The sequence below is a fragment of the Myxacorys chilensis genome, from assembly GCF_059505265.1.
The window spans coordinates 70,660-93,712 of sequence record NZ_JCACKG010000176.1; the positions used below are offsets into that span (position 1 = coordinate 70,660).

The following is a 23,053-nucleotide window of genomic DNA, read 5'->3' on the forward strand; positions in this document are numbered from 1 at the left end:
GTGAATAGGAAGCAACAGGTTGCATTCACTGATCTTCACGCCTCTCTCACCGCAAGAATTTCCTTTATGACTGCCCAATCGACTCACCAGATCTGCATCTACGACACCACCTTGCGTGATGGCGCTCAGCGCGAAGGCTTGACGCTATCTATTTCAGACAAGCTGCGGATTGCGCGGCAGTTAGATCAATTGGGTGTGCCCTTCATTGAGGGAGGATGGCCCGGTGCAAATCCGAAAGATGTGCAGTTCTTCTGGCAACTGAAAGAAGAACCGCTCAGCCAAGCAGAGGTTGTTGCCTTTTGCTTTACTCGTCGCCCCGGTAAAACGGCGGCAACCGATCCAATGCTGCAACCCATCCTCGCTGCTGGAACTCGGTGGGTGACGATCGTTGGTAAGTCCTGGGATTTACAAGTTACAGAAGGACTCAAAACCTCCCTAGACGAAAACCTAGCCATGATTCGAGATACGATTTCGTATCTACGCAGTCACGATCGGCGAGTCATATACGATGCCGAACACTGGTTTGATGGGTTTAAGTACAATCCAACCTATGCATTAGAAACGCTGAAAGCCGCTCATGATGCTGGAGCAGAGTGGCTAACCCTGTGTGACACGAATGGCGGGACGTTGCCCCACGAAATCGCTCAAATTATTCATGCGGTTCTAGAGTATCTTCCTACCTCTCAATTCGGCATCCACACTCACAACGATGGAGAACTTGCAGTTGCAAATGCGATCGCAGGGGTACAAGCTGGGGCACGAATGGTGCAAGGCACTATCAACGGCTATGGTGAGCGCTGCGGCAATGCCAATCTCTGTTCGCTCATTCCCAATTTGCAGCTTAAATTAGGCTATGACTGCTTAGCGCCCGCACAGCTTGCACATTTGACCGCAACCAGTCGATTTGTGAGCGAAGTGGCCAACCTTGCCCCTGATGATCATGCGGCTTTTGTCGGATTATCTGCTTTCGCTCACAAAGGCGGATTACACGTCAGCGCGGTCGAGCGAAACCCAATCACGTATGAACACATTGCACCAGAATTAGTGGGCAATGGTCGGCGGATTGTGATTTCTGAGCAAGCGGGCATGAGTAATGTCTTAGCGAAAGCGCGATCGCTAGGCATTGACCTCGATAAGAACAATCCAGCCTGCCGCCAAATTTTAGAGCGGCTGAAGCATTTAGAACACGAAGGCTATCAGTTTGAAGCGGCAGAAGCGAGCTTTGAACTCCTGATGCGCGAGGCATTAGGACAACGGCATTCCCCGTTTGAGGTCAAAGGATTTCAGGTGCATTATGATATGCTGCCCGGAATTCCACTGCCCGTGTGTTCGGTGGGAGATTGGCGCAGTCAGTCGTTGGCAACGGTAAAAGTTAGAGTGAATGGAAACAACATTCTTGAAGCGGCGGAAGGAAACGGTCCGGTCTCTGCTCTCGATGCGGCGTTGCGGAAAGCGCTCGTAACGTTTTACCCAGAAATTCAAGCGTTCCATCTCACCGATTATAAAGTCCGAATTTTAGATGGCGCTGCCGGAACATCGGCAAATACTCGCGTGCTGATTGAATCGAGCAATGGCTTTCAGCGGTGGCGAACCGTTGGAGTATCATGCAATATTCTGGAAGCGTCTTACCAAGCAGTGGTCGAAGGATTGGAGTACGGATTGTTTTTACAGCACCGAGCAAAGACAGCGCTGACCACGTAGGATTGCGCTGATGGTGAGAGGAATATCTTCATCCCAACCTGAAGATGCTTCCGTTTCAACCAAGCTCCTGTAGCGCTGAAGTTCTTTCAGATGTTGCGGATGGTTTTGAGTATAACTACGGGCAAAAAAATTAGACTATAGGCAAAAATATTATTTGCCACAACAGTAAGAAAGTACGCTAACATTAGAAGCTGTAAGGTCTTGGATAGCCACGATACACGTTGCGATGCTATCACCAAGATGCTCAATTTAGAAATTTCAACAATTTAATTCTTAAAAAAGGAATCGTATGAGCCAACAGGTCGCACACCCAATGGAGAAATTGCAGCGTCAAGTTCAAAAACTTGTTGATTCTAAACTCATAAAATCTACCGATGGTTTATGGAAGATTGCGCTCCTTTACGGAGATGAGTGGGCGTATTGGAAGCAAGAATTGCTCTCGTTTGAATTCTCAATGAAAGATCCAGTGAGCGCTTTACTTGCTGTTGATACGTGGGAAGAAGACTAGGGATGAGGGATGAGGGATGAGACAAGAGCTTTAAAGCGCTTCTTGTAAAGCCTTGTTGAAGGTATCTTCATATCAGAATTAGACAAATTTGAAATGACAAACTGTAGTCTTGGGCTAAGAAGTAGTCTTGGACAATGCGTTAGGAACGCCTGCAACGCTGCTTTGTAGTCGAGAATTATCTACTAACGTCAGAGCGCTGAATTACAGCGATCGCACTAAACAGCCGAATTTCACCTCAAGGTACGAGTGATGCTATTTCAGAATCCTGGCGCTTTAAGTTAGCGCAACTGTCCTAAATTAGGGCGTACTTTAGCTCGAATCGCGATCGCGGTGATGTTATCGTGCCCATTGTGCTGATTAGCTAAATCAATCAGCTTACTTACGCCTTGATCTAAATTGGTCTGCGAACTCACCAGCGGATCAATGTGGGTTTGCCAATTTTGTTCCAATAGATTGTTATCGGTCAGTCCATCCGATGCCAGAATAATCACCGCATCTTCGTTGATCTCAAAATACTGAACGTCTGGGTGAATGAAGTGTTCGTCTCTCGGTCCCAACGCTTGCGTTAACTGATACGCATCTGGTCGACTATAGGCAATTTCAGGTTCAACCCCGCGCAGAATTTCACGCTGCCCTACTTCGTGGTCGAGCGTGAGTTGCTCTAAGCCACGCTTGCGCGTGTAGCGGTAGAGACGACTATCGCCCACATGCGCGATCGCAATTTCCGTATCTTGCAACAGCAGCAGCACCATTGTCGTTCCCATTCTGCCGCTCCCAGACCGAGCGTTGGTTTGATTCACATCATAGATTGCTTTGTTAGCACGCTGGACCGCCTCTCGAATGATGTCTGCAGGCGGAATCTTAGCATCTGCTCCGGTTTCTGCTGCCTGTTGCCAATACTGCTGAAAATAGCTGCGTAACGTATCTGCGGCTAATTGACTCGCCACTTCACCACTTGCATGTCCGCCCATACCATCACACAACACATACAAGCCCCGCGCTCGTACCGCTTTGCCAGAAGATAAATGAGTTTTTGCAACTTGCGTATCGATGCTAAAGCAATCTTCGTTGTGATCGCGCTGCCGTCCAATATCTGTTTGTCCAGCATCATCTAGGCTGAATAGCTGCATCGGCAAAACGACGGTGGGCAAGTCGTCGGCGTCAACTGCGGCGTCTATCGGTTCAGTTGTCGCCTCTGCTGAAGAGGCAGTTTCAGAATTTGGAGGTAAGTCAGACATAGATTCAGACATGGTGATGGCTGGAGGGGGAGTATCTTGAAGCTCTTCGGCAAGCGTTCTGAGCCGCGATCGCAGGTCTTCAACCGTCACGACTGCCTCTACTAAAACATCTGCAATCAGTAAATGCAGATCAGCCGATTGAGTGTGAGACAGACGAGCTAGCAGCAATTGCCAAATTGTACCCAAGTTTCTCAACGTCAGTTCGCTCGGAGGATCAGGATACAACCGCTGTAAACACAGTACCTGATCTTCATCTAACCGAAGATTGGGCAACTCTAAAAGACTTTGCCGCATTCGCCACGGATCTAGCATTTCCCACAGGTCTACCATTTCGTAGAACCAGTGCAAGATTTGCAGCATGGGTACAGTGCCGTTGTTCTGGGTCATGAAGTCTGTGAGTTGCAGCAGGTGCGATCGCTCTTCTAGCAGCAAAATATTAGCGCCGCTCACAACTCCAGAAGAATCGCTCTGCTGCCAAGCGTCATAGACTGCAGGTAATACCTGATGCAATTCAGGTAAATGAAGATAGGGACTAGCAAGTTCGGATAAGGGTTTGGACTCGTCAAAAAAAGGCGGCTGGAGGGGTTGAGTATCCAATGCCAGACATTCGCTGCCTAAGTCAGTTTTTTGAAACGCTGACAAAACCTGATATCGATAGGCAGGATCTAAATACTTCAACGCTGCCGAATCTTTTTGGACTCCTTCGGGGTTGCGACAATCGCTAATCGCAGTTGCTTTGAGAGGATGAATATCACAGATTGCTAACAAGAGCGTTCCCGTCACAGTACCGCACTGAGAACATTTTTCAGCACCAAGCAGTACCAACTCACCACAGACTGGACATGGTTTTTCCGTGAGAGACATTCCGCACACCTGACAGAATTTGTGAGCGTCTGGATTTTCAGACTGACACTGAGAGCAAACAAGCATTGATCTCTACTTCTCACCGGGATGGAGACATTCCAATCTTACGCACATTTTCAGCGATGGTACTTTGATTTTTGGAAGGATTCATCCTCCATCCCTTGCAAAGGTTCGGCTTTCATCCTTCGTCCCTCCTCGCGAAGCGGGTCGAAGACCTCCTTCATCCCTGTACAATAGAAATAGAGCCAGACTTTGCAGATGCAATGAATCTATGACCACTGCGATTACAAAAACTCAGTACGAAGCTGTTATCGGACTTGAAACTCACTGTCAGTTAAGTACCGAAACCAAGATCTTCTCAGATAGCTCTGCGAAATTTACAGCTGATCCAAACATTAATATTGATCCGATCTGTATGGGGCTGCCGGGAGTGCTGCCGGTTCTCAATCAGAAGGTGCTGGAGTATGCTGTGAAAGCAGGGCTGGCGCTTAACTGTCAGATCGCGCCTTACAGTAAGTTCGATCGCAAGCAATATTTTTATCCTGATCTACCAAAAAATTATCAGATTTCGCAGTTCGATCTGCCGATCGCAGAACACGGGTGGCTAGAAATCGAAATTACCGACAGCACGGGCAAGCCATTGCTCGATGAAAACGGTCAGTCGATTACGAAGCGAATTGGGATTACTCGCCTCCATATGGAAGAGGATGCCGGGAAACTGGTGCATGGAGGAAGTGACCGTTTATCTGGCTCGACCTATTCCTTGGTCGACTACAATCGCGCTGGAGTGCCCCTCGTCGAGATCGTGTCTGAGCCCGACATGCGAACCGGACAAGAAGCCGCCGAATACGCTCAAGAATTGCGCCGGATCATGCTCTATTTGGGTGTGAGCGATGGCAATATGCAAGAAGGATCGCTGCGCTGCGATGTGAATATCTCAGTGCGCCCGATTGGGCAGAAAGAGTTTGGCACAAAGGTCGAAATCAAAAACATGAACTCGTTCAGCGCGATTCAGAAAGCGATTGATTACGAGATCGAGCGACAAATTCATGCGATCGAGACTGGGGAGCGAATTTTGCAAGAAACTCGGTTGTGGGAAGAAGGCACTCAGCGCACAATCACAATGCGGATTAAAGAAGGATCGAGCGATTACCGCTATTTTCCAGAACCCGATTTGGGTCCGATTGAGGTGTCCGCTCAGCAACTTGAAGCGTGGCGCTCAGAGCTTCCGCAACTTCCCTATCAGAAGCGTCCTTACTATGAGAAAACTTTGGGGCTTTCACCGTATGATGCCCGAGTACTGACCGATGACCGTGCGATCGCAGACTATTTTGAAGCAACCGTTGCCGCGAAAGCCAATCCCAAACTCGCTGCTAACTGGATTATGGGCGACATCAGCGCCTATCTTAACAATGAGCGGCTCAGCATCACGGAAATTCCGCTCAAGCCAGAACCCCTGAGTGAACTGATTGGTCTGATTGAAGCAGGAACGATTAGCAACAAAATTGCGAAAGACATTCTGCCGGAACTACTAGCAAAAGGCGGTTCTGCAAAAGAACTCGTCGAGAGCAAAGGCTTGATCCAAATTTCGGATACGGGCGCGATCGAAGCTGCGATCGAGGCAGTGCTAGCAGAAAACCCCAACGAGTTAGAGCAGTATCGCGCTGGGAAAACCAAGCTCCTTGGCTTCTTTGTGGGAAAAGTCATGAAGCAAACAGGAGGACGGGCAGATCCAAAGCTGACCAACCAGCTCTTGGCAAAAAAGCTCAACGCATGAGGCTTAAAATTCAGTAGCACTGCGTTGGATAGGTGAGCCAAACCCTACTACCGAGAAAATACTGATTTTTATGAATTTCTGACAAAAATTCAGTGTATTTTTGACGAAGAAGGGGGAAAGGGGTTACTCCCCCCACCCCTTCGATGGCATACTGTGATAAGTAGATGCACCCTGATGACAGGGGGAGTCGTGTTAGTACGACGCCTCCTTTTTTTCTTTTTAAAGCAACTGTTTTCGCCGTCCGAAGAACTACCCTAAACGAGATTTCGCTTCTTTCTCGAACCAAGCCACAACTTGGGGAACGGTGAGATTTTCAATCGCAATTCCGCTATCCTGCGCAGCTAACGTCAATGGTTTGTTAGAAGAAATCACAAGCTGCGTAAAAAATCGTTTGAACTCATTATCAATTGCGCCCTGTAAACTCTCGTCTTGGTAGATCCAATCTTCAATTTGATTCGGGTTGAGATTCGCGATCGCTTGTCCCGACTCGGAGGAGATTTTTTTAAGCGATCGCAGTGAGTAAAGCGCAACTCGCGTCGCAAACTTATCTTTCGAGGTCAACAACGCCTTATCGACTTCAGCCGATTCTTCAGGAGTTAAAAATTCTGTTGGAGACTGCATACCAAATTATTTTGCTTGAATTAAATACCCGCAGCGGTGCTCACCATCTACCAGCCAATGCGTCCGCTCAACTGTACATCCTTGTAGTGCCAACGCAAACATTTCCAGTTCATGACCGCAAACGCTCGGAAACGACTCTGCGATGTGAGAAATCGCACAATTATACTCAGTCAGAATATATTTTAGAGCCGCACCTTCCGACTCGACCGGATGACACTCTGCCATGTAACCTTCTTGCTTTCTCAGTTCGACTAATTTTGCGACTCGTTCTGCTAAAGAGCCTGTACCGACGCGATCGCGATACTCTATTGCCTTACGCTCCCACTGTTTTCGTAAAATCGTTTTCATCTGATCCTGGCTCACCGTTTCTGCCAACGTATCAAGTAGCGAAACGGCAAAATCATCATAGCGATCGGGAAACTGCGATCGCCCGTCGCGGCTTAACTCGTAGACAAAATTGGGACGCCCCATTCCAGCCTGCACCACCTGATGCAAAATCAATCCTTCTGTTTCCAAATCTTTTAAGTGACGCCGAATGGCTTGCGGGCTGACCTGCAACTGCTCCGACAACTCTTGAGCCGTTGCCTGACCCTGCTTCAAAAGGTGTTGCAGGATGTCCTGTTTTGTGGATTGCTGCTGAATTGGGGTCATCCTTGTGTTCTCACAACGCTGGCTCACACTTGGCAAAAGTCGATGCGATCGAGACGGTAGCTAAAAGGGGGATAAAAATACTGTGCTTTAGTTATAGCGCTGTTGTGTCTAGTGCAGTCTAGCTTGACCTACCGGATTTCCCTACACATTCCCTACGTCCTGGAAAGATGACTTTGACAACATCTAAGTTGTTAAAGTATCCTACAATGGAAGTTGCGCAACAAGTGTGTTGTTTTAATTATAAGATCTATCGGATGTACTGTTGTTTTGGCTCATGAATACAGATCCTCAATCCAACCAAGCATCGGATAAGAACCTCGAAGCAATGCGGCATTTCTCAGAGCAGTATGCGAAGCGAACAGGAACTTATTTTTGCGTCGATCCAAGTGTCACCGCCGTCGTGATCGAGGGACTCGCTAAGCACAAGGATGACTTAGGCGCGCCGCTTTGCCCTTGTCGGCACTACGAAGACAAAGAAGCCGAAGTTGCCGCCGCCTACTGGAATTGTCCCTGTGTGCCGATGCGGGAGCGCAAAGAATGCCATTGCATGTTGTTTTTGACGCCAGACAATGACTTTGCAGGCGAACAGCAAGAAATCTCTTTCACTGAGATTCGTACTGTCACCAATCACGGCTAACCATTTCTTTTTAACAGACCTCTCTAGACCCGAGAACACTACCTTTAACCATGAGTGCAACCGTTCAAAGCCTTGTTAATCAGCCCTACAAGTACGGATTCGTCACCAATATTGAATCCGATACTCTTCCTCGTGGGCTCAGTGAAGATACCGTCCGTCTGATTTCTGCCAAGAAAGAAGAGCCAGACTGGATGCTCCAGTTTCGGCTAAAAGCGTATCGCCAGTGGCTCAAGATGGTAGAGCCAACCTGGGCATTAGTCGATTATCCAGCGATTAACTATCAAGACATCATCTACTACTCTGCGCCTAAAGTGACAGAGAAGAAGAAGAGCCTGGACGAAGTTGATCCAGAGCTTCTAGAAACCTTTGAGAAGCTCGGCATTTCTCTGTCTGAGCAAAAGCGTTTGACCAACGTTGCGGTCGATGCGATTTTTGACAGCGTTTCTGTCGCGACCACGTTCAAGGAGAAGCTAGCAGAGAAGGGCGTGATTTTCTGCTCGATTTCAGAAGCGGTAAAAGAGCATCCCGAACTCGTGAAGAAGTATTTGGGAAGCGTCGTTCCGGCTGGCGACAATTTCTTTGCGGCTCTGAATGCAGCAGTGTTTAGCGATGGCTCCTTTGTGTTCATTCCTAAAGGCGTCGCTTGTCCAATGGAGTTGTCTACTTATTTCCGCATCAATAATGGAGATTCTGGTCAGTTTGAGCGGACATTGATTGTGGCCGAAGAAGGCAGCCAAGTGAGCTATCTCGAAGGCTGCACTGCTCCGATGTATGACACTAACCAGCTTCATGCGGCTGTTGTAGAGTTAGTGGCGCTAGATAATGCCGATATCAAATACTCAACGGTGCAGAACTGGTATGCCGGAGACGAAAACGGCAAAGGTGGGATCTACAACTTCGTGACCAAACGCGGGTTGTGCCAAGGCGTGAACTCTAAAATCTCTTGGACGCAAGTAGAGACAGGTTCTGCTATTACCTGGAAATATCCAAGCTGTGTGTTAGCTGGCGATAATTCGGTTGGCGAATTCTACTCCGTGGCTCTAACGAATCATTATCAGCAAGCCGATACCGGAACCAAAATGGTTCACGTTGGCAAGAATACTCGCAGCACAATTATTTCTAAGGGAATTTCGGCGGGAAATTCAAAGAATAGCTATCGCGGCTTAGTGAAGATCAGCCCTAAAGCAGCAGGCGCACGCAACTACTCGCAGTGTGACTCGATGCTGATTGGCGACAATGCCCAAGCCAATACCTTTCCTTACATTCAAGTGCAAAACAATGGAAGCAAGGTTGAACATGAAGCCTCGACCTCCAAAATTGGCGAAGACCAGTTATTCTACTTTGCTCAACGCGGCATCTCCCAAGAAGACGCCATCTCGATGATGATTAGCGGGTTCTGCAAGGATGTGTTTAACCAGTTGCCGATGGAGTTTGCAGTTGAAGCCGATCGTCTGTTGAGCCTCAAGCTAGAAGGCAGCGTAGGTTAAGACATATGATTCCTGCTTCAATCAGGGGGAACAGGTGGAATCGCCAAGCATGGGATTTGGATTCGCAGAGATCCAATTAGTACGGGGCGCAGATGTCATTCTGGTGAAAGAAGGGTTTCTTCAAGAGGATCAGGTGCTGCCATGCTGGTGATTCCAAGCTTTGTGAGACAGCAATTATCGCCTTCGTAAGCTCAGCAGTATTGAGGCAGAGCTTGCTGATAGTTCCAGCGTGACCGAAGGAACCGTCACTCCCGAATCAAAACAAGTATTGCTGGGCGCGATTCCAATAGAAGGCATGGATGTGTTAATCGACCCTAAGCGGGAGCGGTTGATCGTGAATCCAGAAAGTCCAGACATTGCCAAAATGATGTTGATGTAAATAGCTCAGCAGGTAGCGAGGTTGAAATGAGTGACGTAATTTTATCAGTAAAGGATTTGACCGCTGAGGTCGATGGTAATCCTATTCTTAAAGGCTTCAATTTAGAGATTAAAGCCGGGGAAATTCACGCCATTATGGGGCCGAATGGATCGGGCAAAAGCACGTTCTCTAAAATTTTGGCGGGGCATCCTGCCTACACGGTGACTGGCGGCGAGATTGTCTTTCAAGGGCAAAATCTACTGGAATTGGAGCCAGACGAACGCGCCAAATCTGGAGTGTTTTTGGCATTTCAATATCCGTTAGAAATTCCAGGGGTAAGTAACGTTGATTTCTTGCGCGTCTCGTACAACGCTAAGCGCAAACACGAAGGGTTAGACGAATTAGATGCCTTTGACTTTGATGAAGTGGTGCAATCTAAACTGACCTTGCTGAAGATGGATCCTTCGTTTCTCAACCGCAGTGTGAATGAAGGCTTTTCGGGTGGTGAGAAGAAGCGAAATGAAATTCTGCAAATGGCATTGCTAGAGCCGAGGCTAGGCATTCTCGATGAGATTGACTCGGGTCTTGATATTGATGCCTTGAAAGTTGTGGCTAGCAGTGTAAACGCGCTTAAAAAGCCAGAGAATGCAACGCTAATTATTACTCACTATCAACGCTTGCTAAACTACATCACGCCAGACGTTGTGCATGTGATGGCAAAGGGACGCATTCTTAAGAGTGGCGGTAAAGAATTGGCTCTAGAACTAGAAGCGAAAGGGTACGACTGGGTGTTAGACAGTCAAGCGGTAGGTGCGTAATGACAATACAATCTACCCTGTCTGACGTTGGAAATCTGGGGCTGTCTACGAAGGTCGATCGCGCGGCTTACCTTTTGGGATTGCTGAGCTTGCGGAGTGAGTTGCCATCGGAGTTGGCTGGGCTGCAGGAGATCCGCGATCGCGCCTTCTCCGTCGTTCGCGATCGCGCCATTCCTAGCACCCGCGAAGAAGAATGGCGCTTTACCGATTTATCGGGGCTGCTGCAAGTTCAGTTTCAAAACAGTGCGCCGTCTGAGATCGGATTTCCTCAGATCGAATCGTTTCTACTGCCTGAATCTACTAATAGCCGTTTGGTTTTTGTAGATGGCGTTTATGCGCCTGCCTTATCTGCTGTTGATGATTTGCCGGACGGCGTGTTAGTGGGAAACTTGGCCGCTGGAGTGCAACTGTTTCCAAAGCTGTACGAGCATTTGGCACTGCATCCAGGCGGTGAGGAAATTTTCACGGCGTTGAATACGGCGAGCTTTACCGATGGCGCGATCGTACGGGTTTCCCAGAATCAAGCGATCGCATCTCCAATTCATCTTCTATTCGTCTCAACCCAAGAAGCACTTTGTCATCCCCGCGCTTTGGTTGTGGCAGAGACAGGCAGTAGCGTAACGCTGGTCGAGGAGTATGTCAGCTTGGCTGAGGGTGCATACTTCACCAATCCAGTTACGGAAATCTGGCTGGGGGAAAATGCTGAGGTTCGCCATACTAGAGTTCAGAGGGATAGCGTTGCCGCGTTCCACATTGGCAAGACGGCTGTCTCTCAAGCGCGAGATTCTCGCTATGACTGTACGGCGGTAAGTTTGGGCGGGAAATTGTCTCGCCATCATTTAGAGGTATATCAGACGGGTGAGCAGACCGATACTAAGCTGAATGGACTGACGATCGTCGATGGCGATCGCTTGGGGGATACTCACAGCTTGATTGCACTGAGTCAGCCCTACGGAACTGCGAATCAGGTCAATAAGACGATTGTGAGCGATCGCGCTCATGCTGTATTCAATGGCAAAGTGTTTGTGCCGAAAGCGGCTCAGTTAACAAATGCGGCTCAGTTAAGCCGGAACTTGTTGCTGTCACCAAAAGCACGAGTGGACACTAAGCCACAGCTAGAGATTACGGCTGACAATGTGAAATGCGCTCACGGAGCCACAGTGAGCCAGTTGGAAGATGATGAAGTGTTCTATTTACAGAGCCGGGGCATTGAGGCAGACCAGGCGCGGAAGTTGTTGACCTATGCTTTTGCGATCGAGGTCATCGATCGGATCTCGGTGGCGTCACTACGCCATGCATTAACTCAATTGGTGCGGATTCAGAGTGCATAATCTTCGACCAAGACGCGGAGTATGGCATCTCTACAGGTTTATTGATCCTTTATTTCTTCTTGAACGATGACTATCATCCAGGAAAAAACGCTCTCTGCTCTGACTCGACCTGATTTCCCAATTCTGAATCAGACGATTCACGACAAGCCACTGGTTTATCTTGATAATGCAGCGACTTCGCAGAAGCCGATCGCGGTGCTAGATGCGATCGAGCATTATTACAGGTATGACAATGCGAATGTGCATCGGGGTGTGCATACGCTCAGTTCACGGGCGACAGATGCTTATGAAGGCGCTCGCGATAAGGTTGCGGCGTTTGTAAATGCGGCATCACGTCAGGAGATTGTCTACACCCGTAATGCGAGTGAGGCGATCAACTTGGTTGCTTACTCTTGGGCGTTGAATACGCTAAAGCAAGGCGATGAAATTGTGCTGTCGGTGATGGAGCATCATAGCAATCTGGTGCCGTGGCAAATTATTGCTGGTCGGACAGGCGCAGTACTGAAGCATGTTGAACTGACCGAGACTGAAGAGTTTGACTTTGAGCAGTTCAAGTCGCTGTTGTCGGACAAGACCAAGCTTGTTTCGGTTGTGCATGTTTCAAATACATTGGGTTGTATCAATCCCGTTAAAGAGATTTGCGCGGAAGCTCACAAAGTTGGCGCACGGGTGCTGATCGATGCCTGTCAGAGCGTGCCGCACATGCCGATCGATGTTCAAGAGATTGATTGCGATTGGTTGGTTGCATCGGGTCACAAGATGTGTGCGCCTACCGGAATTGGCTTCTTGTACGGCAAGTTAGATTTGCTGCGATCGCAGCCTCCGTTTATGGGCGGCGGCGAAATGATTGCTGATGTGTTTCTTGATCATTCCACCTATGCTGACTTGCCTCATAAGTTTGAAGCGGGTACGCCTGCCATTGGAGAAGCGATCGCGCTTGGGGCAGCGGTAGATTATCTCACCAATATTGGCATGGACAGGATCCATGCTTATGAAGAAGAACTAACTGATTATCTGTTCCGACAGCTTGCGACAATTCCAGAGCTTCGCCTGTATGGACCCAAGCCGAATGCCGATGGCAGCGGGAGAGCGGCGCTTGCTTCGTTTACCGCAGGCGATGTTCATCCGCACGATTTGTCTACGATTTTGGATCAAGCTGGAGTTGCGATTCGGGCAGGACATCACTGCACGCAGCCTTTGCATCGATACCTTAAAGCTCAATCAACCGCACGGGCGAGTTTGTATTTCTACAACACCCGCGAAGAGATTGACGTGTTTATTGTGGCGTTGAAGGATGCCGTTGAGTTCTTTGGCAGTATTTTTGGCTAGGAAGCTGAAACGTCCACTCATAGAACTTTGCTCATAGAATTTCGCAGGAACGGCTATGACTACGGAACTACTGGACAAACCAACTGACCAACGCATCACCCTATACGGAACCTGGCAGCATTTTAAGCTGATTCAGCAGGGGCTTGAGGAGTCGCATAGTGCAAGGCTGTCTTATTTGAATGGGACGATCGAAATACTCATGCCAGGGGAAGCCCACGAAATTTTCTCGCATGTCATTGGCTTTTTGCTGACTACGTTTTTCATCGAGAAGGGCATTCGCTTTCAGGCAACGGGTGCGATGGATCAGGAGAAGGAAGGGGAAGCATCGGCACAGGCAGATCAGTCCTACCGGATTGGCGAATCGAAGACGGCTCCTGATCTCTACGTCGTTGTTTTCTCCAGTGGTAACACTAAGCTTGCCAAGTATCGAGTTTTAGGCGTTCCTGAAGTATGGTTTTGGGAAGACGGTGCATTAGCGCTCTATCACTTGCGAGGCGACGGCTACGATCGCTTGAATCGCAGTGAGTTACCAGGATTAAAAGATTTGGACTTCGCTTTACTGAAGCGCTGCATCTTGATTGGAGAGACTGACTTAGGGGAAGCGGTTCGACAGTTTAGGGCAGAAATCTAGGAAAATAGAGGCGCAGCTCCAAAGGAAACTTTCTTGAATTGCGTAATCAATTTCTATATATAAAAAGCAAAAAGACCAATTTTTATAAAAACTAAGCCACGATCGCACCTAGTACAGACCTTAAACTCAGCATGTTAGCGATTCAAATTGTTTTGGGAGTTTTGATTCTAGGTTCGATTGTGTTCTATCTGGCGTGTGCTTGGTTTACTCATCAGTTCTTCTCAACTGTCGTCCCAACCCTCGCTACAACAGTTGATGCAACAAATGAACCCGTTTCGATCTTAGTCCCGATTTGTGGCTTAGATGAAGGAGCGTTAGAGAACTGGACATCGCTCTGTGAGCAAGAATATCCCCGTTACGAAGTATTGTTTGGGGTCGCTGACACAACTGATCCAGCCATCCCAACACTCCGTAAATTGGAAGAAACTTACCGCGATCGCTTGGAGCTTGGAGGCAATCGCGTTCGCGTTTTTGTCGATTTGGCTCCTCGTGGCATTAATCATAAAGACAGCACGTTGAGCTATCTGCTCAAAGAGGCGCAATTTGAAACTCTAATTTTTGCGGATAGTGATATCTGTGTGAATCCAGATTACATTCACACCGTTACCGCTCCGCTTTCTCAAGTCGATGTGGTCACATGCGCTTACATTGCCCACAATCCACAGTTTTTAGGGGCAGCATTAGCGTCTTTGGGGCGATGCTGCGATTTTATTCCGAGTGCGCTGATTGCTCGTGCCCTAGATGGCGGCTTGAAGTTTGCGATCGGAGTGACGATCGCAACTCGCAAAACTACACTCCAAGGGTTTGGCGGGCTGCAACTCAATCGCATTGGGTCTGATTACAATCTCGGCAAACGAGCCGCTCAAGCAGGCTACCAAGTAGAACTTTCTCATTTAGTGCTTGAATCCGATACGGGGCGCGAAAGCATTGGGCAACTGTTTCAGCGAGAATTGCGATGGGCAAGAACGATTCGCTTTAATCGGGGTGCAGTTTACTACACCATGATTTTTTGCTATGGCACGGTGCTGTGTTTGCCGTTGTTATTGCTTTCGGGTTTTGCAAATTGGGCAATTGTCCTGACGGGGGTTACTTTTGGAATTCGGTTTGGTCAAGCCGCGATCGCGGCCTTGAGCATGCAGAGTCCTCATCTTTTGCGGTGGTTTTGGACGTTACCCCTACGAGATGGATTAAGCTTCGTCATTTGGGTCATGGGAGCGTTTGGGCGACAAGCTTATTGGCGCGGGCGACGACTGCAAATTGAAGGGGACGGAATCATTCGTCAATTGGAGTAATCCTGATTAACGTCAATTCAGGTTAAGCCATCAGTGCCAAAGCCACACTCCAATCCGCCCTCACTTCTCCACCCGTCCCTTCTCATTTCCCTTAGCGAGGGGGTGTCGGGGGACGGCTTCCGTCTCCTGACGAGCGGGGGCGCGGGGGGAAGTCCCCCGAATTGTGGCAACGCCACCCAACCGCTCTAACACATCACGTCTTATCCCGAATTCATATTTATTAAGAGGCTGTTACTGAAGATTACAGATCAAAGGCTGACACTCCAAGCTTGAATCTGCAAACTTCGAGCTAAAAGCTTGACGCTTCAGGCTAAAAGCTCGGAACTCCAGGCTAAAAGCCTCACACATTGACTGAAAAGCTCGGAACTTCAGGCTAAAAGCCTGACACTCCGAGCTAAAAGCCCGACACTCCGAGCTAAAAGCCTCGTACTTTGACTTAAAAGCTCGGAACTTCAAGCTAAAAGCCTGACACTCCGAGTTAAAAGCCTGATGTTTCGAGCTAAAAGCCTCGCACATCCAGCTTGAATCTCCACCTTCCGCCCTCTGTTCTCAATCCTCCGTGTTCAAGCCTTAAAATCTTCTTTTTTCAGTCCCCCTTATCCCCTATCTCCTCCCCTCGTCTATCCTAAAAGAACGTGGTTTGTCGCCTAGGTAAAGATTGATGGTCGGATCGCTCGAACAAATTACCCAAAACCTTGCTGCTCTCGACCAAAAAGTAGAGGCACTGAGAGAAGACCTTCGCACCGCTTACTCCAACTATTTGCAGACCTTAGGAAAAGTCACTCGTCAGCAGTTTATTCTCTCTTGTCACCACATCTGCACCGAAGGGTATCCCCAAGCGTTTTTGGCGCTATCGGTCAGAGGTCGTCAACAGCTTCAAGATGCTCTGCGCGACTTGGCAAAACAGGTAGAACATGACTTAATTGACACGCTTACCCTGGCTGATGAAGCCACCGAAAGTCATAATGACGACTCGATCGACGACTTGAGTGAAGAGCTAGACTTTTCCCTCAGCGACGATGACCTTGAACTCCTCGAAGCCGAGGGTGAGATAGAAGAGTTAGAGCTAGAAGATGAAAACGAACTCGAAGCGCTCCTCTCGAAAGTGGTTTTATCTCCAGCCGAACGCAAACCCCTCACTCCGATCGAGCGGGTCGGTCAGTGGCAATCGACGCTAGAACGCTCGATTACGAGAACGCTGCAAATCACCTCTCAAGCGGCGAACCAGCTCTTGCAACATCATGAGGTTCTGCCCAAACAAGTGCCGCCTCCCGTGTTAGAAGCAGCGGCAAAGGCAAAAGGCAATGAGCCATCGTCCGGCCCTCCAAATCTGCTGAACTTACTGGTCGATGCCAGCGCCGACTCTACTAAATCTAAAAAGCCAAATCCAGCAACGCTAGTGCATGTGATTGCCGTTAACCTGCGGCTTGCCGAAATCGAATTTAACGACATGAGCGTGATGAGCGATCGCAACAAACTCCGCAATCTCAAGAAACAGTATCAGGCTTTGGCAAAGGAGTATGGGCATAAACAGCGCGACCAAGCGATCGCCCAAGCTCGCCTTGCTTGGACATCGACCTGGACGAATGAGTAACGCGTGGTGAAGACAGAAATCAGAAGACAAGGCATGATAGGAGTTATGCTTCATTTTTGGATGAAAAGGATAGACACATGACCAGTCAGGGAATTAGAATCGCCGCGATCGGAGACATCCACGACCGATGGGAGTCGGAGGATGAAGCCGCTCTAGAATATCTAGGCGTCGATCTTGCCCTGTTTGTCGGAGATTTTGGCAACGAATCCGTTGATATTGTGCGGCAGATTGCGGGTATCAATATTCCGAAAGCGGCCATCATGGGCAATCACGATGCTTGGTACAACGCCACCGATTGGGGAATTAGCAAATGTCCCTACGATCGCGCCAAAGAAGATCGGGTGCAGCAGCAGTTAGACCTGCTGGGAGAGGCCCATGTAGGGTTTGGAAAGCTCGATTTTCCAGAGTTAAACCTCAGCGTTGTGGGCACTCGCCCGTTTAGTTGGGGCGGGTCAAGCTGGAAAAATAATCGGTTCTATCGAGAGCGCTTTGGAGTGCAAAGTTTTGAAGAGTCGGTAGAGCGCATCGTCGAGGCAGCGAGTCAAACGCAATCCGATACGCTGCTATTTATGGGTCACAACGGTCCTTTAGGACTAGGCAATGCAGCGGAAGATCCCTGCGGTAGAGATTGGCAACCCATTGGCGGTGATCACGGCGACCCGGATTTTGCAGACGCGATCGCTAAAACTCGTCAACTAGGCAAAACCATTCCTTTTGCCACCTTTGGGCATATGCATCACACGCTGCGCCATACCAAAGACCAAACGCGACGAGCCATCCACGTCGATCCGGCAGGAACCGTTTATCTCAATGCCGCAAACGTGCCTCGCATCGTGGAGCGAAACGGCGATCGCTTCCGCAACTTTTCGATCGTCACCTTGCAAGATGGTTTGGTGTCGCAGGCGTCGCTGCTGTGGCTCAACCGAGATTTTGAGGTGGCTTCAGAGCAAATTCTATACAATGCTCCAGATGCGATCGCTGTGGACGATCCAGCGCTACATGCTGCTAACCGCAAGTAACATCTGTGCGATCGTAGTAATCCCGCATAGCACTTTCAGCGATAAACATTCTCCTTTTTGCCCAACTGAGCTAATATAGGATTTGTCTCCTGGAGAGGTGGCAGAGTGGTCGATAGCGTTCGACTTGAAATCGAATGACCCAAAAGGTCCGTGGGTTCGAATCCCACCCTCTCCGTTTTCAGTGCTAGCAAATAAAGTGGCGTTTCTGACGAGTGATGCTTGCTAGGAACTACCGTTCACGGTACACGGAAATTGTAGCTTAGACAATTGAGCTTGTCTTGCTGCCCTTAAGAGAATCAGTATCTGTCTAGCACTTAAAACCGATCAAGTGAGAAGTTTTAATCATGGATATAGAACTGGTTCCTTGCTCTGTTGAACACCTTGAAGCTCTGATTCAAGGCACAGATGCTTTTCGGGCAGCGTTTGGACTTCAAGTCGTTGATGGCTACTTGCCGTTTGAAGGAGCACTTCAATACTCGCTGAACCTGCTGAGATCGTCACAAATTTGGCATCCTTGGCTGCCTTATCTATTTATTTTTTCAGGCGATAAAGCATTGGTCGGTTTTGGCGGATTCAAATCAGTTCCCGATCCTAGTCGTGTTGTTGAGATTGGTTACTCGGTTGCGCCCGCCTATCAAGGTCGAGGGTTTGCAACTTCTGCAGCGTGTCAATTAATCGAAATTGCAGCGGCTTCAGCTTTAGTTGACAAGGTGGGCGCCCATACGCTGGCAGAGCGCAATGCATCCACCACAGTATTAGAAAAAAGCGGAATGATGAGAGTAGCGGAGATTGTTGATCCTGAAGACGGAGAATTGTGGCAATGGGAAATCAACGTGGCACAATCGAGCATTGAAGCAGGCAGTTAAAAGACCCTGCGCTTTGTTCGGTTTGACTCGCCACTGTTCACAACAGCCGTTATGCTGATGAATGGCTGTGTTGTGAACGCACTAGATTTACTGTGATTTTAAATTTTTTAGTTGCTAATCAATAATCCATAGCTGTTGAAGATTATTTTCTAAAATTCGCTCTTCCATAATCATTTATCTGCTCTAACTAACGTGGCTATTTTGACAAGAAAAGACGCTGAAAAGTTGTTGCAACAATTTATTTGTAATGATGCATCTCCTCAACCCTCTGACTCTGCGCTGATTCGCGAAGCGTTGTTACTCGTTGCCAGTTTATCGGATTATCAAATTTTAGGAATTTGTGCCGACAACGCTGAACAAGGACTGCGATCGCTGTATTCCTACTCGAAAGCGCTGGGCTACGAAACGATTCCAGAAATTGCTACCATTCCAGGCGCGACATATATCAAATACAATCCGGTACGAGGACGCGCTTACATGGAACCTTATTTAGGAAAGCATCGTGGTGTATTAGTGTCCTGTCAGTCTGACTACACCGATGGCGTTAACGAAACTTTTGGACATCTGCCGCTCGATTTGTTTGACTAAACCTACCCATGAAATAAGCCCAGATCGAATACTGATCTGGGCTTAGCATTTATAGACCAACCTTAATAAAACCGGTGGCGTTTTCATTCAACAGGGATAAATAGCTGCTGTAAATGTGAGTCTACGTCTTCAGATAGAGAAACGTTAAAAAAACACAAGGTTCTTCAACTTTCTTTAGAATTAGTTACACGAAAGAAATAAGGGGTTCTAGCGTCCTAATTCTTGCGATCGCAACCATGCCGCTTTAACCGCCTCCATGATCGCCGATCGAAATCCCGCTTTTTCAAGCTGAGCGATCCCCGCGATCGTCGTTCCGCCCGGACTCGTCACCCGATCTTTCAGTTCTCCCGGATGCATTGCCGTCTCCTGTAAAAGTTGTGCTGTTCCGCGCACGGTTTGCAGCGCGAGTTTCATGGCCACCCCTCGCGGTAATCCGGCGGCAACCCCGCCATCTGCCAAAGCTTCGATCATCAGCGCTACATAGCCGGGTCCTGATCCCGACAGCCCTGTGACTGCATCCATTGACGATTCTGGAACTTCAACGACTTCGCCAACAGTTTGAAGAATGTGAGTGGCAAGGTCGAGGTGCAATCGTTCGACCTGCTGACCTGCCGCGATCGCGGTTACACCTGCACCCACAGCAGCAGGCGTATTAGGCATAGAGCGAACCACAGGTTGTCCTGGAAATGCCGCTTCTAATTGGCTAAGCGATGTACCTGCCAGAATCGAGATCACCAACGCCGAAGGCTGGAGGTGACTCGATATTTCTGGTGCGACTTGGGGCAGGATTTGGGGTTTGATGGCAAGCAGCACAACTTCCGAAGCGATCGCAGCGTTCTGATTGTGCCCCGTCACCCCGACCTTATAGGTTTGCGCTAAAAACTCCCGTCGCTCAGCAGATGGCTCACTTACCACTATTTCTGCCGCTCCATACATCTGCTGAGCAACTAGGCGAGACAAGAGCGCTTCACCCATCATGCCACCGCCAATCATGCCAAACCGAACTGACTTGTTATTCATAACTTCAAGGGTTTAGAAAAAGAAAGACCCTCAATGAGGGCCTTTAACCAAACTATTCAAAACGTTTAACCACGTGTAACTTACCGTCGGAGATTATGAACTAGCCTTGAGCTGTTCTCTGCTCTGTCCATGCGGGGGCAGGTGCTGTCGTACGGGGACGAGCAGACTGAGGCTGAGGCACTTCGTGAATTACGTTGCCTGATGTGCTGACCTGAACACAGCTTGGAGTGAACAAGAAAATACTCTCACCAATGCGCTCCTGATGACCATCGATCGCATAAGTGCCACCCGCCACGAAGTCAACCGCACGCTGCGCTTGATCGGGATCCATAATGGTCAGATTCAAAACAACCGACTTGCGTTCCCGGAGGGCTTGAATGGCTTGAGGCATTTCCTCAAACGTGCGCGGCTCCATAACGACCACTTCAGAAATACCGTTCGTTGCACCGGGCATTCCAATTACGTTGTTCATTGTTGTTCCTACTACACCAGTTGTTTCTGAACCTATGACAGCCGCCCGATTATTCCGCAGGCTTCCGTCTGTATCGCGAAATCGGCTTGCTCCTCGACGCGCACGAGCCTCATCTTCGGTTGCAGGAACCGGGGCTGGAGTTGGGGCTTCTTCCTGGTACAGGGTTTGATAATCCTGTCCATCCATCTCGTCATACTCGTATTCGTAGTCCATTGGTTCGTTTAGTCCTACGAAATCCCGCAATTTACTGAAGATACTCACTGTGTCACGCTCCGTCACAATCTATCGAGTTTACTTGAGGTTAGTTGAAAGTCATCGAGAGTAGCAGAAAATCCAGCTAAAGATCTTAATATTTTAGATGGAGAAAACTCTCCTAACTAATCTTTTGTTGTAGTTAAGCAAACGTCTGTTTGCTAGGGGTCAGCTTAGATAAGTTAGCTGACTAAATGAGACTACATTGATTTGAAGAAATAGTATACCTCCAACTTTATAGAGTTGGAATATCTATTTTTTCTAGGTTTCGGCAGCAATTGTATCGGTAGTTTTGAGAAATGGAACATCGAATTGAAACTTTGTTAGCAATTCAAAAAATTCCATCTCAGAATCTTCCTCTCAAATTGTTTTTTTGTAGACGACTGCCCCCAATTATTTCGGTGAAGTCATTAGCCGCAAACCATTTTTGTGTTTTTAGCCGCTACAACAAACCTAGCTAAGAAGAAATCCTCGCGGATCTCCGCTATGTGCTTTACCCAGCCGAGTCCTTTAGAAACAGTCGCACTGTTTGCAACTCTGACTCCTCCGTGTTTTGCAAGTGTCCAATAAAAGCTAGATAAATCTAGGTTTGAACACTGAATCCAGGTCGAAATCCTGTTACAGGTAAACAACCTTATCACTTTTCCTCGAAGATGTAACACCCTTTTTTCTAAGGTTGAAGGTTTTTTAAGACCCCATTTTCTGAATCATTACCTTTAAATCATGAAATCAAGTTTAAGCTGCCACAACCTATAACCAGAATTACGCACATTAAGGTAGTTTTTTATACTTTAATTGTGTGACTTAATGCAAAAATAGGTTTTTAAGGTTCCATCGAAGTCTATCGTTCTACATTTTCTTTAACTAAGCGCTATTTTCAATGCTGAATTCTCACTTTAAAGAGGCTAGGCACGAGCGTTGCAAGGAGTGTCAGCACAGCTATAGATAGACATTGCACAACCGTTTACGTGCTACTGGTCAACTTTATGTAGCTCTGGGCGATCGCCAAACAGCACTCGTCCCGGACGAATCATTGTTGCTCCTGCCTCGATCGCTAGTAAATAGTCGTTCGACATTCCCATCGAAAGCTGATCCATACAGATTTGAGAGAAGCCTTGTTGCTGAATCTTCTCCGCAAGCCGATGTGCTTCTTTAAACAGAGCTAATACTGCACGATCATCTAGTTCTAAGGGGGGGATCACCATCAGTCCTTTGATGCGGACATGAGCGAGTTGATTCAGATGCGGAAGTTCTTTCAATAGATCCGATACGTTCCACCCTGACTTGCTTGGATCATCGGTCAGCTTCACCTGCAAACAGAGATGAGGAGTGCGATTGGCTTTGCCAAGCTCGGAAGCATTGCTTTCTGCGGCAAGCCGATCGATCCGTTGGGCGAGCTTTAGACTATCAACCGACTGAATCCAATCAAAAAGCGCGATCGCTTTTTGAACTTTGTTACTCTGCAAATGTCCGATCAGATGCCACGTCACATCTTCTAGATCACTTAATTGCGCCTGTTTGGCTTCTGCCTCTTGGATGCGGCTTTCACCAAACTCCCGAAAGCCAGCTTGATAGGCGGCTCGCATTGCTTCTACAGAAACTTGCTTTGTCACCGCAATTACCCGCACCGATGCGGGAATCGTGTTGCGGAAGTGAATAAGACGATCAACCAATGACTCAGAAGCAAACTTACTCATTGAAAGGTACGTTTGTGGACTTTCTGAACTTGATCGTACTCCTGAGACATGCCCGATCGCCGCAACATCCGCATTCGGTTCTCGACCATTGCTTTTGCATCACTGCGCCCAATCGGTTGAAAATCTAGCCCATCTGACTCTGCTGTAACCACAAAAAACAGTCGCTGAGCGTAGAGAGTACTAAACAGTTCGCGATTTTTCTCAACCAAACACACTCGAAATAACAAGCCAAATGTCGGGTGATTTAGATAATTCTCGTTGTCCATCTAAAGTTGCTCAGCAGGGAAATGAATATGTCGATT

23 protein-coding genes and 1 tRNA gene are annotated in these 23,053 nt (G+C 48.2%); 16 read left to right on the top strand and 8 right to left on the bottom strand.

Annotated elements, in window-relative coordinates; translation table 11 throughout:
* Both cimA and AC5JLB_RS14390 read left to right on the top strand, forming a co-directional pair.
* Positions 1-1,701 carry a citramalate synthase gene (cimA, locus tag AC5JLB_RS14385; protein WP_495874514.1) on the top strand — a complete coding sequence of 567 codons (1,701 nt, stop codon included), beginning with the start codon at positions 1-3 and terminating at the stop codon, positions 1,699-1,701.
* A gap of 289 nt (positions 1,702-1,990) precedes the next feature.
* Positions 1,991-2,209 carry a DUF4327 family protein gene (locus AC5JLB_RS14390; protein WP_495874515.1) on the top strand — a complete coding sequence of 73 codons (219 nt, stop codon included), beginning with the start codon at positions 1,991-1,993 and terminating at the stop codon, positions 2,207-2,209.
* Positions 2,210-2,487: 278 nt separating this feature from the next.
* Here the strand turns inward: AC5JLB_RS14390 and AC5JLB_RS14395 are convergent, their stop codons facing one another.
* Positions 2,488-4,377 carry a serine/threonine phosphatase gene (locus AC5JLB_RS14395; RefSeq protein WP_495874516.1) on the bottom strand — a complete coding sequence of 630 codons (1,890 nt, stop codon included), beginning with the start codon at positions 4,375-4,377 and terminating at the stop codon, positions 2,488-2,490.
* Positions 4,378-4,582: 205 nt separating this feature from the next.
* On the opposite strand from AC5JLB_RS14395, the gene gatB reads away from it, so the two are divergent.
* Positions 4,583-6,088, top strand: coding sequence for an Asp-tRNA(Asn)/Glu-tRNA(Gln) amidotransferase subunit GatB (gene gatB / locus AC5JLB_RS14400; protein ID WP_495874517.1), 1,506 nt, complete (start codon positions 4,583-4,585; stop codon positions 6,086-6,088).
* 249 nt (positions 6,089-6,337) lie between these two features.
* On the opposite strand, the gene AC5JLB_RS14405 is transcribed toward gatB, so the two are convergent.
* Both AC5JLB_RS14405 and sufR read right to left on the bottom strand, forming a co-directional pair.
* Positions 6,338-6,709: an NDH complex assembly factor CRR9 gene (locus AC5JLB_RS14405; protein WP_495874518.1), complete on the bottom strand. Its 372-nt coding sequence runs from the start codon at positions 6,707-6,709 to the stop codon at positions 6,338-6,340.
* A gap of 6 nt (positions 6,710-6,715) precedes the next feature.
* Positions 6,716-7,360 (bottom strand): iron-sulfur cluster biosynthesis transcriptional regulator SufR, encoded by a 645-nt coding sequence (sufR, locus tag AC5JLB_RS14410; RefSeq protein ID WP_495874519.1) that lies wholly within the window; start codon positions 7,358-7,360, stop codon positions 6,716-6,718.
* 274 nt (positions 7,361-7,634) lie between these two features.
* On the opposite strand from sufR, the gene AC5JLB_RS14415 reads away from it, so the two are divergent.
* The 8 genes from AC5JLB_RS14415 (at position 7,635) to AC5JLB_RS14450 (ending at position 15,243) form a co-directional block, all read left to right on the top strand.
* Positions 7,635-7,997: a ferredoxin thioredoxin reductase catalytic beta subunit gene (locus AC5JLB_RS14415; RefSeq protein ID WP_495874520.1), complete on the top strand. Its 363-nt coding sequence runs from the start codon at positions 7,635-7,637 to the stop codon at positions 7,995-7,997.
* A 50-nt stretch (positions 7,998-8,047) separates the two neighbouring features.
* Positions 8,048-9,484 (top strand): Fe-S cluster assembly protein SufB, encoded by a 1,437-nt coding sequence (gene sufB / locus AC5JLB_RS14420; protein WP_495874521.1) that lies wholly within the window; start codon positions 8,048-8,050, stop codon positions 9,482-9,484.
* Positions 9,485-9,713: 229 nt separating this feature from the next.
* Positions 9,714-9,863, top strand: coding sequence for a hypothetical protein (locus AC5JLB_RS14425; protein WP_495874522.1), 150 nt, complete (start codon positions 9,714-9,716; stop codon positions 9,861-9,863).
* 26 nt (positions 9,864-9,889) lie between these two features.
* Entirely contained in the window at positions 9,890-10,660 is a 771-nt protein-coding gene (gene sufC, locus AC5JLB_RS14430; RefSeq protein ID WP_495874523.1) for a Fe-S cluster assembly ATPase SufC, read from the top strand.
* Positions 10,660-11,991 (top strand): Fe-S cluster assembly protein SufD, encoded by a 1,332-nt coding sequence (gene sufD, locus AC5JLB_RS14435; RefSeq protein ID WP_495874524.1) that lies wholly within the window; start codon positions 10,660-10,662, stop codon positions 11,989-11,991. The genes sufC and sufD overlap by 1 nt, the downstream gene beginning before the upstream one ends.
* A gap of 66 nt (positions 11,992-12,057) precedes the next feature.
* The gene (locus AC5JLB_RS14440) at positions 12,058-13,320 is read left to right on the top strand and encodes a SufS family cysteine desulfurase (protein ID WP_495874525.1); all 1,263 of its coding nucleotides are present in this window, start codon (positions 12,058-12,060) and stop codon (positions 13,318-13,320) included.
* Between the two features lie 55 nt (positions 13,321-13,375).
* Complete coding sequence (locus tag AC5JLB_RS14445) at positions 13,376-13,951, top strand: Uma2 family endonuclease (protein WP_495874526.1); 576 nt, start codon at positions 13,376-13,378, stop codon at positions 13,949-13,951.
* A 131-nt stretch (positions 13,952-14,082) separates the two neighbouring features.
* Positions 14,083-15,243 carry a glycosyltransferase gene (locus AC5JLB_RS14450; protein ID WP_495874527.1) on the top strand — a complete coding sequence of 387 codons (1,161 nt, stop codon included), beginning with the start codon at positions 14,083-14,085 and terminating at the stop codon, positions 15,241-15,243.
* A gap of 60 nt (positions 15,244-15,303) precedes the next feature.
* Here AC5JLB_RS14450 and AC5JLB_RS14455 read toward each other — a convergent pair whose 3' ends face one another.
* Positions 15,304-15,435, bottom strand: coding sequence for a hypothetical protein (locus AC5JLB_RS14455; RefSeq protein WP_495874528.1), 132 nt, complete (start codon positions 15,433-15,435; stop codon positions 15,304-15,306).
* Between the two features lie 469 nt (positions 15,436-15,904).
* Here AC5JLB_RS14455 and AC5JLB_RS14460 point away from each other — a divergent pair, with 469 nt between their 5' ends.
* The 5 genes from AC5JLB_RS14460 to AC5JLB_RS14480 all read left to right on the top strand — a co-directional run bounded on the left by AC5JLB_RS14460 (position 15,905) and on the right by AC5JLB_RS14480 (position 19,310).
* Positions 15,905-16,837, top strand: coding sequence for a hypothetical protein (locus AC5JLB_RS14460; RefSeq protein ID WP_495874529.1), 933 nt, complete (start codon positions 15,905-15,907; stop codon positions 16,835-16,837).
* Between the two features lie 77 nt (positions 16,838-16,914).
* The gene (locus tag AC5JLB_RS14465; protein WP_495874530.1) at positions 16,915-17,856 is read left to right on the top strand and encodes a TIGR04168 family protein; all 942 of its coding nucleotides are present in this window, start codon (positions 16,915-16,917) and stop codon (positions 17,854-17,856) included.
* A gap of 91 nt (positions 17,857-17,947) precedes the next feature.
* Positions 17,948-18,031: transfer RNA gene (locus AC5JLB_RS14470), tRNA-Ser, on the top strand.
* 169 nt (positions 18,032-18,200) lie between these two features.
* The gene (locus AC5JLB_RS14475) at positions 18,201-18,722 is read left to right on the top strand and encodes a GNAT family N-acetyltransferase (RefSeq protein ID WP_495874531.1); all 522 of its coding nucleotides are present in this window, start codon (positions 18,201-18,203) and stop codon (positions 18,720-18,722) included.
* 192 nt (positions 18,723-18,914) lie between these two features.
* The gene (locus AC5JLB_RS14480) at positions 18,915-19,310 is read left to right on the top strand and encodes a DUF1824 family protein (protein WP_495874532.1); all 396 of its coding nucleotides are present in this window, start codon (positions 18,915-18,917) and stop codon (positions 19,308-19,310) included.
* Between the two features lie 207 nt (positions 19,311-19,517).
* Here the strand turns inward: AC5JLB_RS14480 and proC are convergent, their stop codons facing one another.
* The 4 genes from proC to pipX all read right to left on the bottom strand — a co-directional run bounded on the left by proC (position 19,518) and on the right by pipX (position 23,017).
* Complete coding sequence (gene proC, locus AC5JLB_RS14485) at positions 19,518-20,330, bottom strand: pyrroline-5-carboxylate reductase (RefSeq protein ID WP_495874533.1); 813 nt, start codon at positions 20,328-20,330, stop codon at positions 19,518-19,520.
* Between the two features lie 100 nt (positions 20,331-20,430).
* Positions 20,431-21,063, bottom strand: a complete 633-nt coding sequence (locus AC5JLB_RS14490; RefSeq protein ID WP_495874534.1) for a cell division protein SepF — start codon at positions 21,061-21,063, stop codon at positions 20,431-20,433.
* Between the two features lie 962 nt (positions 21,064-22,025).
* A complete protein-coding gene (locus AC5JLB_RS14495) occupies positions 22,026-22,751 on the bottom strand; it encodes a YggS family pyridoxal phosphate-dependent enzyme (RefSeq protein WP_495874535.1) in 726 nt (241 codons plus the stop codon).
* Positions 22,748-23,017: a transcriptional coactivator PipX gene (pipX, locus tag AC5JLB_RS14500; protein WP_495874536.1), complete on the bottom strand. Its 270-nt coding sequence runs from the start codon at positions 23,015-23,017 to the stop codon at positions 22,748-22,750. The genes AC5JLB_RS14495 and pipX overlap by 4 nt, the downstream gene beginning before the upstream one ends.
* Between the last annotated feature and the right edge of the window lie 36 nt (positions 23,018-23,053).

What these genes read in the sequence shown, in the direction of transcription:
- AC5JLB_RS14390 (WP_495874515.1), top strand. Translation starts at nt 1,991, where the DNA reads ATGAGCCAACAGGTCGCACACCCAATGGAGAAATTGCAGCGTCAAGTT.
- AC5JLB_RS14395 (WP_495874516.1), bottom strand. Translation starts at nt 4,377, where the DNA reads ATGCTTGTTTGCTCTCAGTGTCAGTCTGAAAATCCAGACGCTCACAAA.
- gatB (WP_495874517.1), top strand. Translation starts at nt 4,583, where the DNA reads ATGACCACTGCGATTACAAAAACTCAGTACGAAGCTGTTATCGGACTT.
- AC5JLB_RS14405 (WP_495874518.1), bottom strand. Translation starts at nt 6,709, where the DNA reads ATGCAGTCTCCAACAGAATTTTTAACTCCTGAAGAATCGGCTGAAGTC.
- sufR (WP_495874519.1), bottom strand. Translation starts at nt 7,360, where the DNA reads ATGACCCCAATTCAGCAGCAATCCACAAAACAGGACATCCTGCAACAC.
- AC5JLB_RS14415 (WP_495874520.1), top strand. Translation starts at nt 7,635, where the DNA reads ATGAATACAGATCCTCAATCCAACCAAGCATCGGATAAGAACCTCGAA.
- sufB (WP_495874521.1), top strand. Translation starts at nt 8,048, where the DNA reads ATGAGTGCAACCGTTCAAAGCCTTGTTAATCAGCCCTACAAGTACGGA.
- sufC (WP_495874523.1), top strand. Translation starts at nt 9,890, where the DNA reads ATGAGTGACGTAATTTTATCAGTAAAGGATTTGACCGCTGAGGTCGAT.
- sufD (WP_495874524.1), top strand. Translation starts at nt 10,660, where the DNA reads ATGACAATACAATCTACCCTGTCTGACGTTGGAAATCTGGGGCTGTCT.
- AC5JLB_RS14440 (WP_495874525.1), top strand. Translation starts at nt 12,058, where the DNA reads ATGACTATCATCCAGGAAAAAACGCTCTCTGCTCTGACTCGACCTGAT.
- AC5JLB_RS14445 (WP_495874526.1), top strand. Translation starts at nt 13,376, where the DNA reads ATGACTACGGAACTACTGGACAAACCAACTGACCAACGCATCACCCTA.
- AC5JLB_RS14450 (WP_495874527.1), top strand. Translation starts at nt 14,083, where the DNA reads ATGTTAGCGATTCAAATTGTTTTGGGAGTTTTGATTCTAGGTTCGATT.
- AC5JLB_RS14460 (WP_495874529.1), top strand. Translation starts at nt 15,905, where the DNA reads ATGGTCGGATCGCTCGAACAAATTACCCAAAACCTTGCTGCTCTCGAC.
- AC5JLB_RS14465 (WP_495874530.1), top strand. Translation starts at nt 16,915, where the DNA reads ATGACCAGTCAGGGAATTAGAATCGCCGCGATCGGAGACATCCACGAC.
- AC5JLB_RS14475 (WP_495874531.1), top strand. Translation starts at nt 18,201, where the DNA reads ATGGATATAGAACTGGTTCCTTGCTCTGTTGAACACCTTGAAGCTCTG.
- proC (WP_495874533.1), bottom strand. Translation starts at nt 20,330, where the DNA reads ATGAATAACAAGTCAGTTCGGTTTGGCATGATTGGCGGTGGCATGATG.
- AC5JLB_RS14495 (WP_495874535.1), bottom strand. Translation starts at nt 22,751, where the DNA reads ATGAGTAAGTTTGCTTCTGAGTCATTGGTTGATCGTCTTATTCACTTC.
- pipX (WP_495874536.1), bottom strand. Translation starts at nt 23,017, where the DNA reads ATGGACAACGAGAATTATCTAAATCACCCGACATTTGGCTTGTTATTT.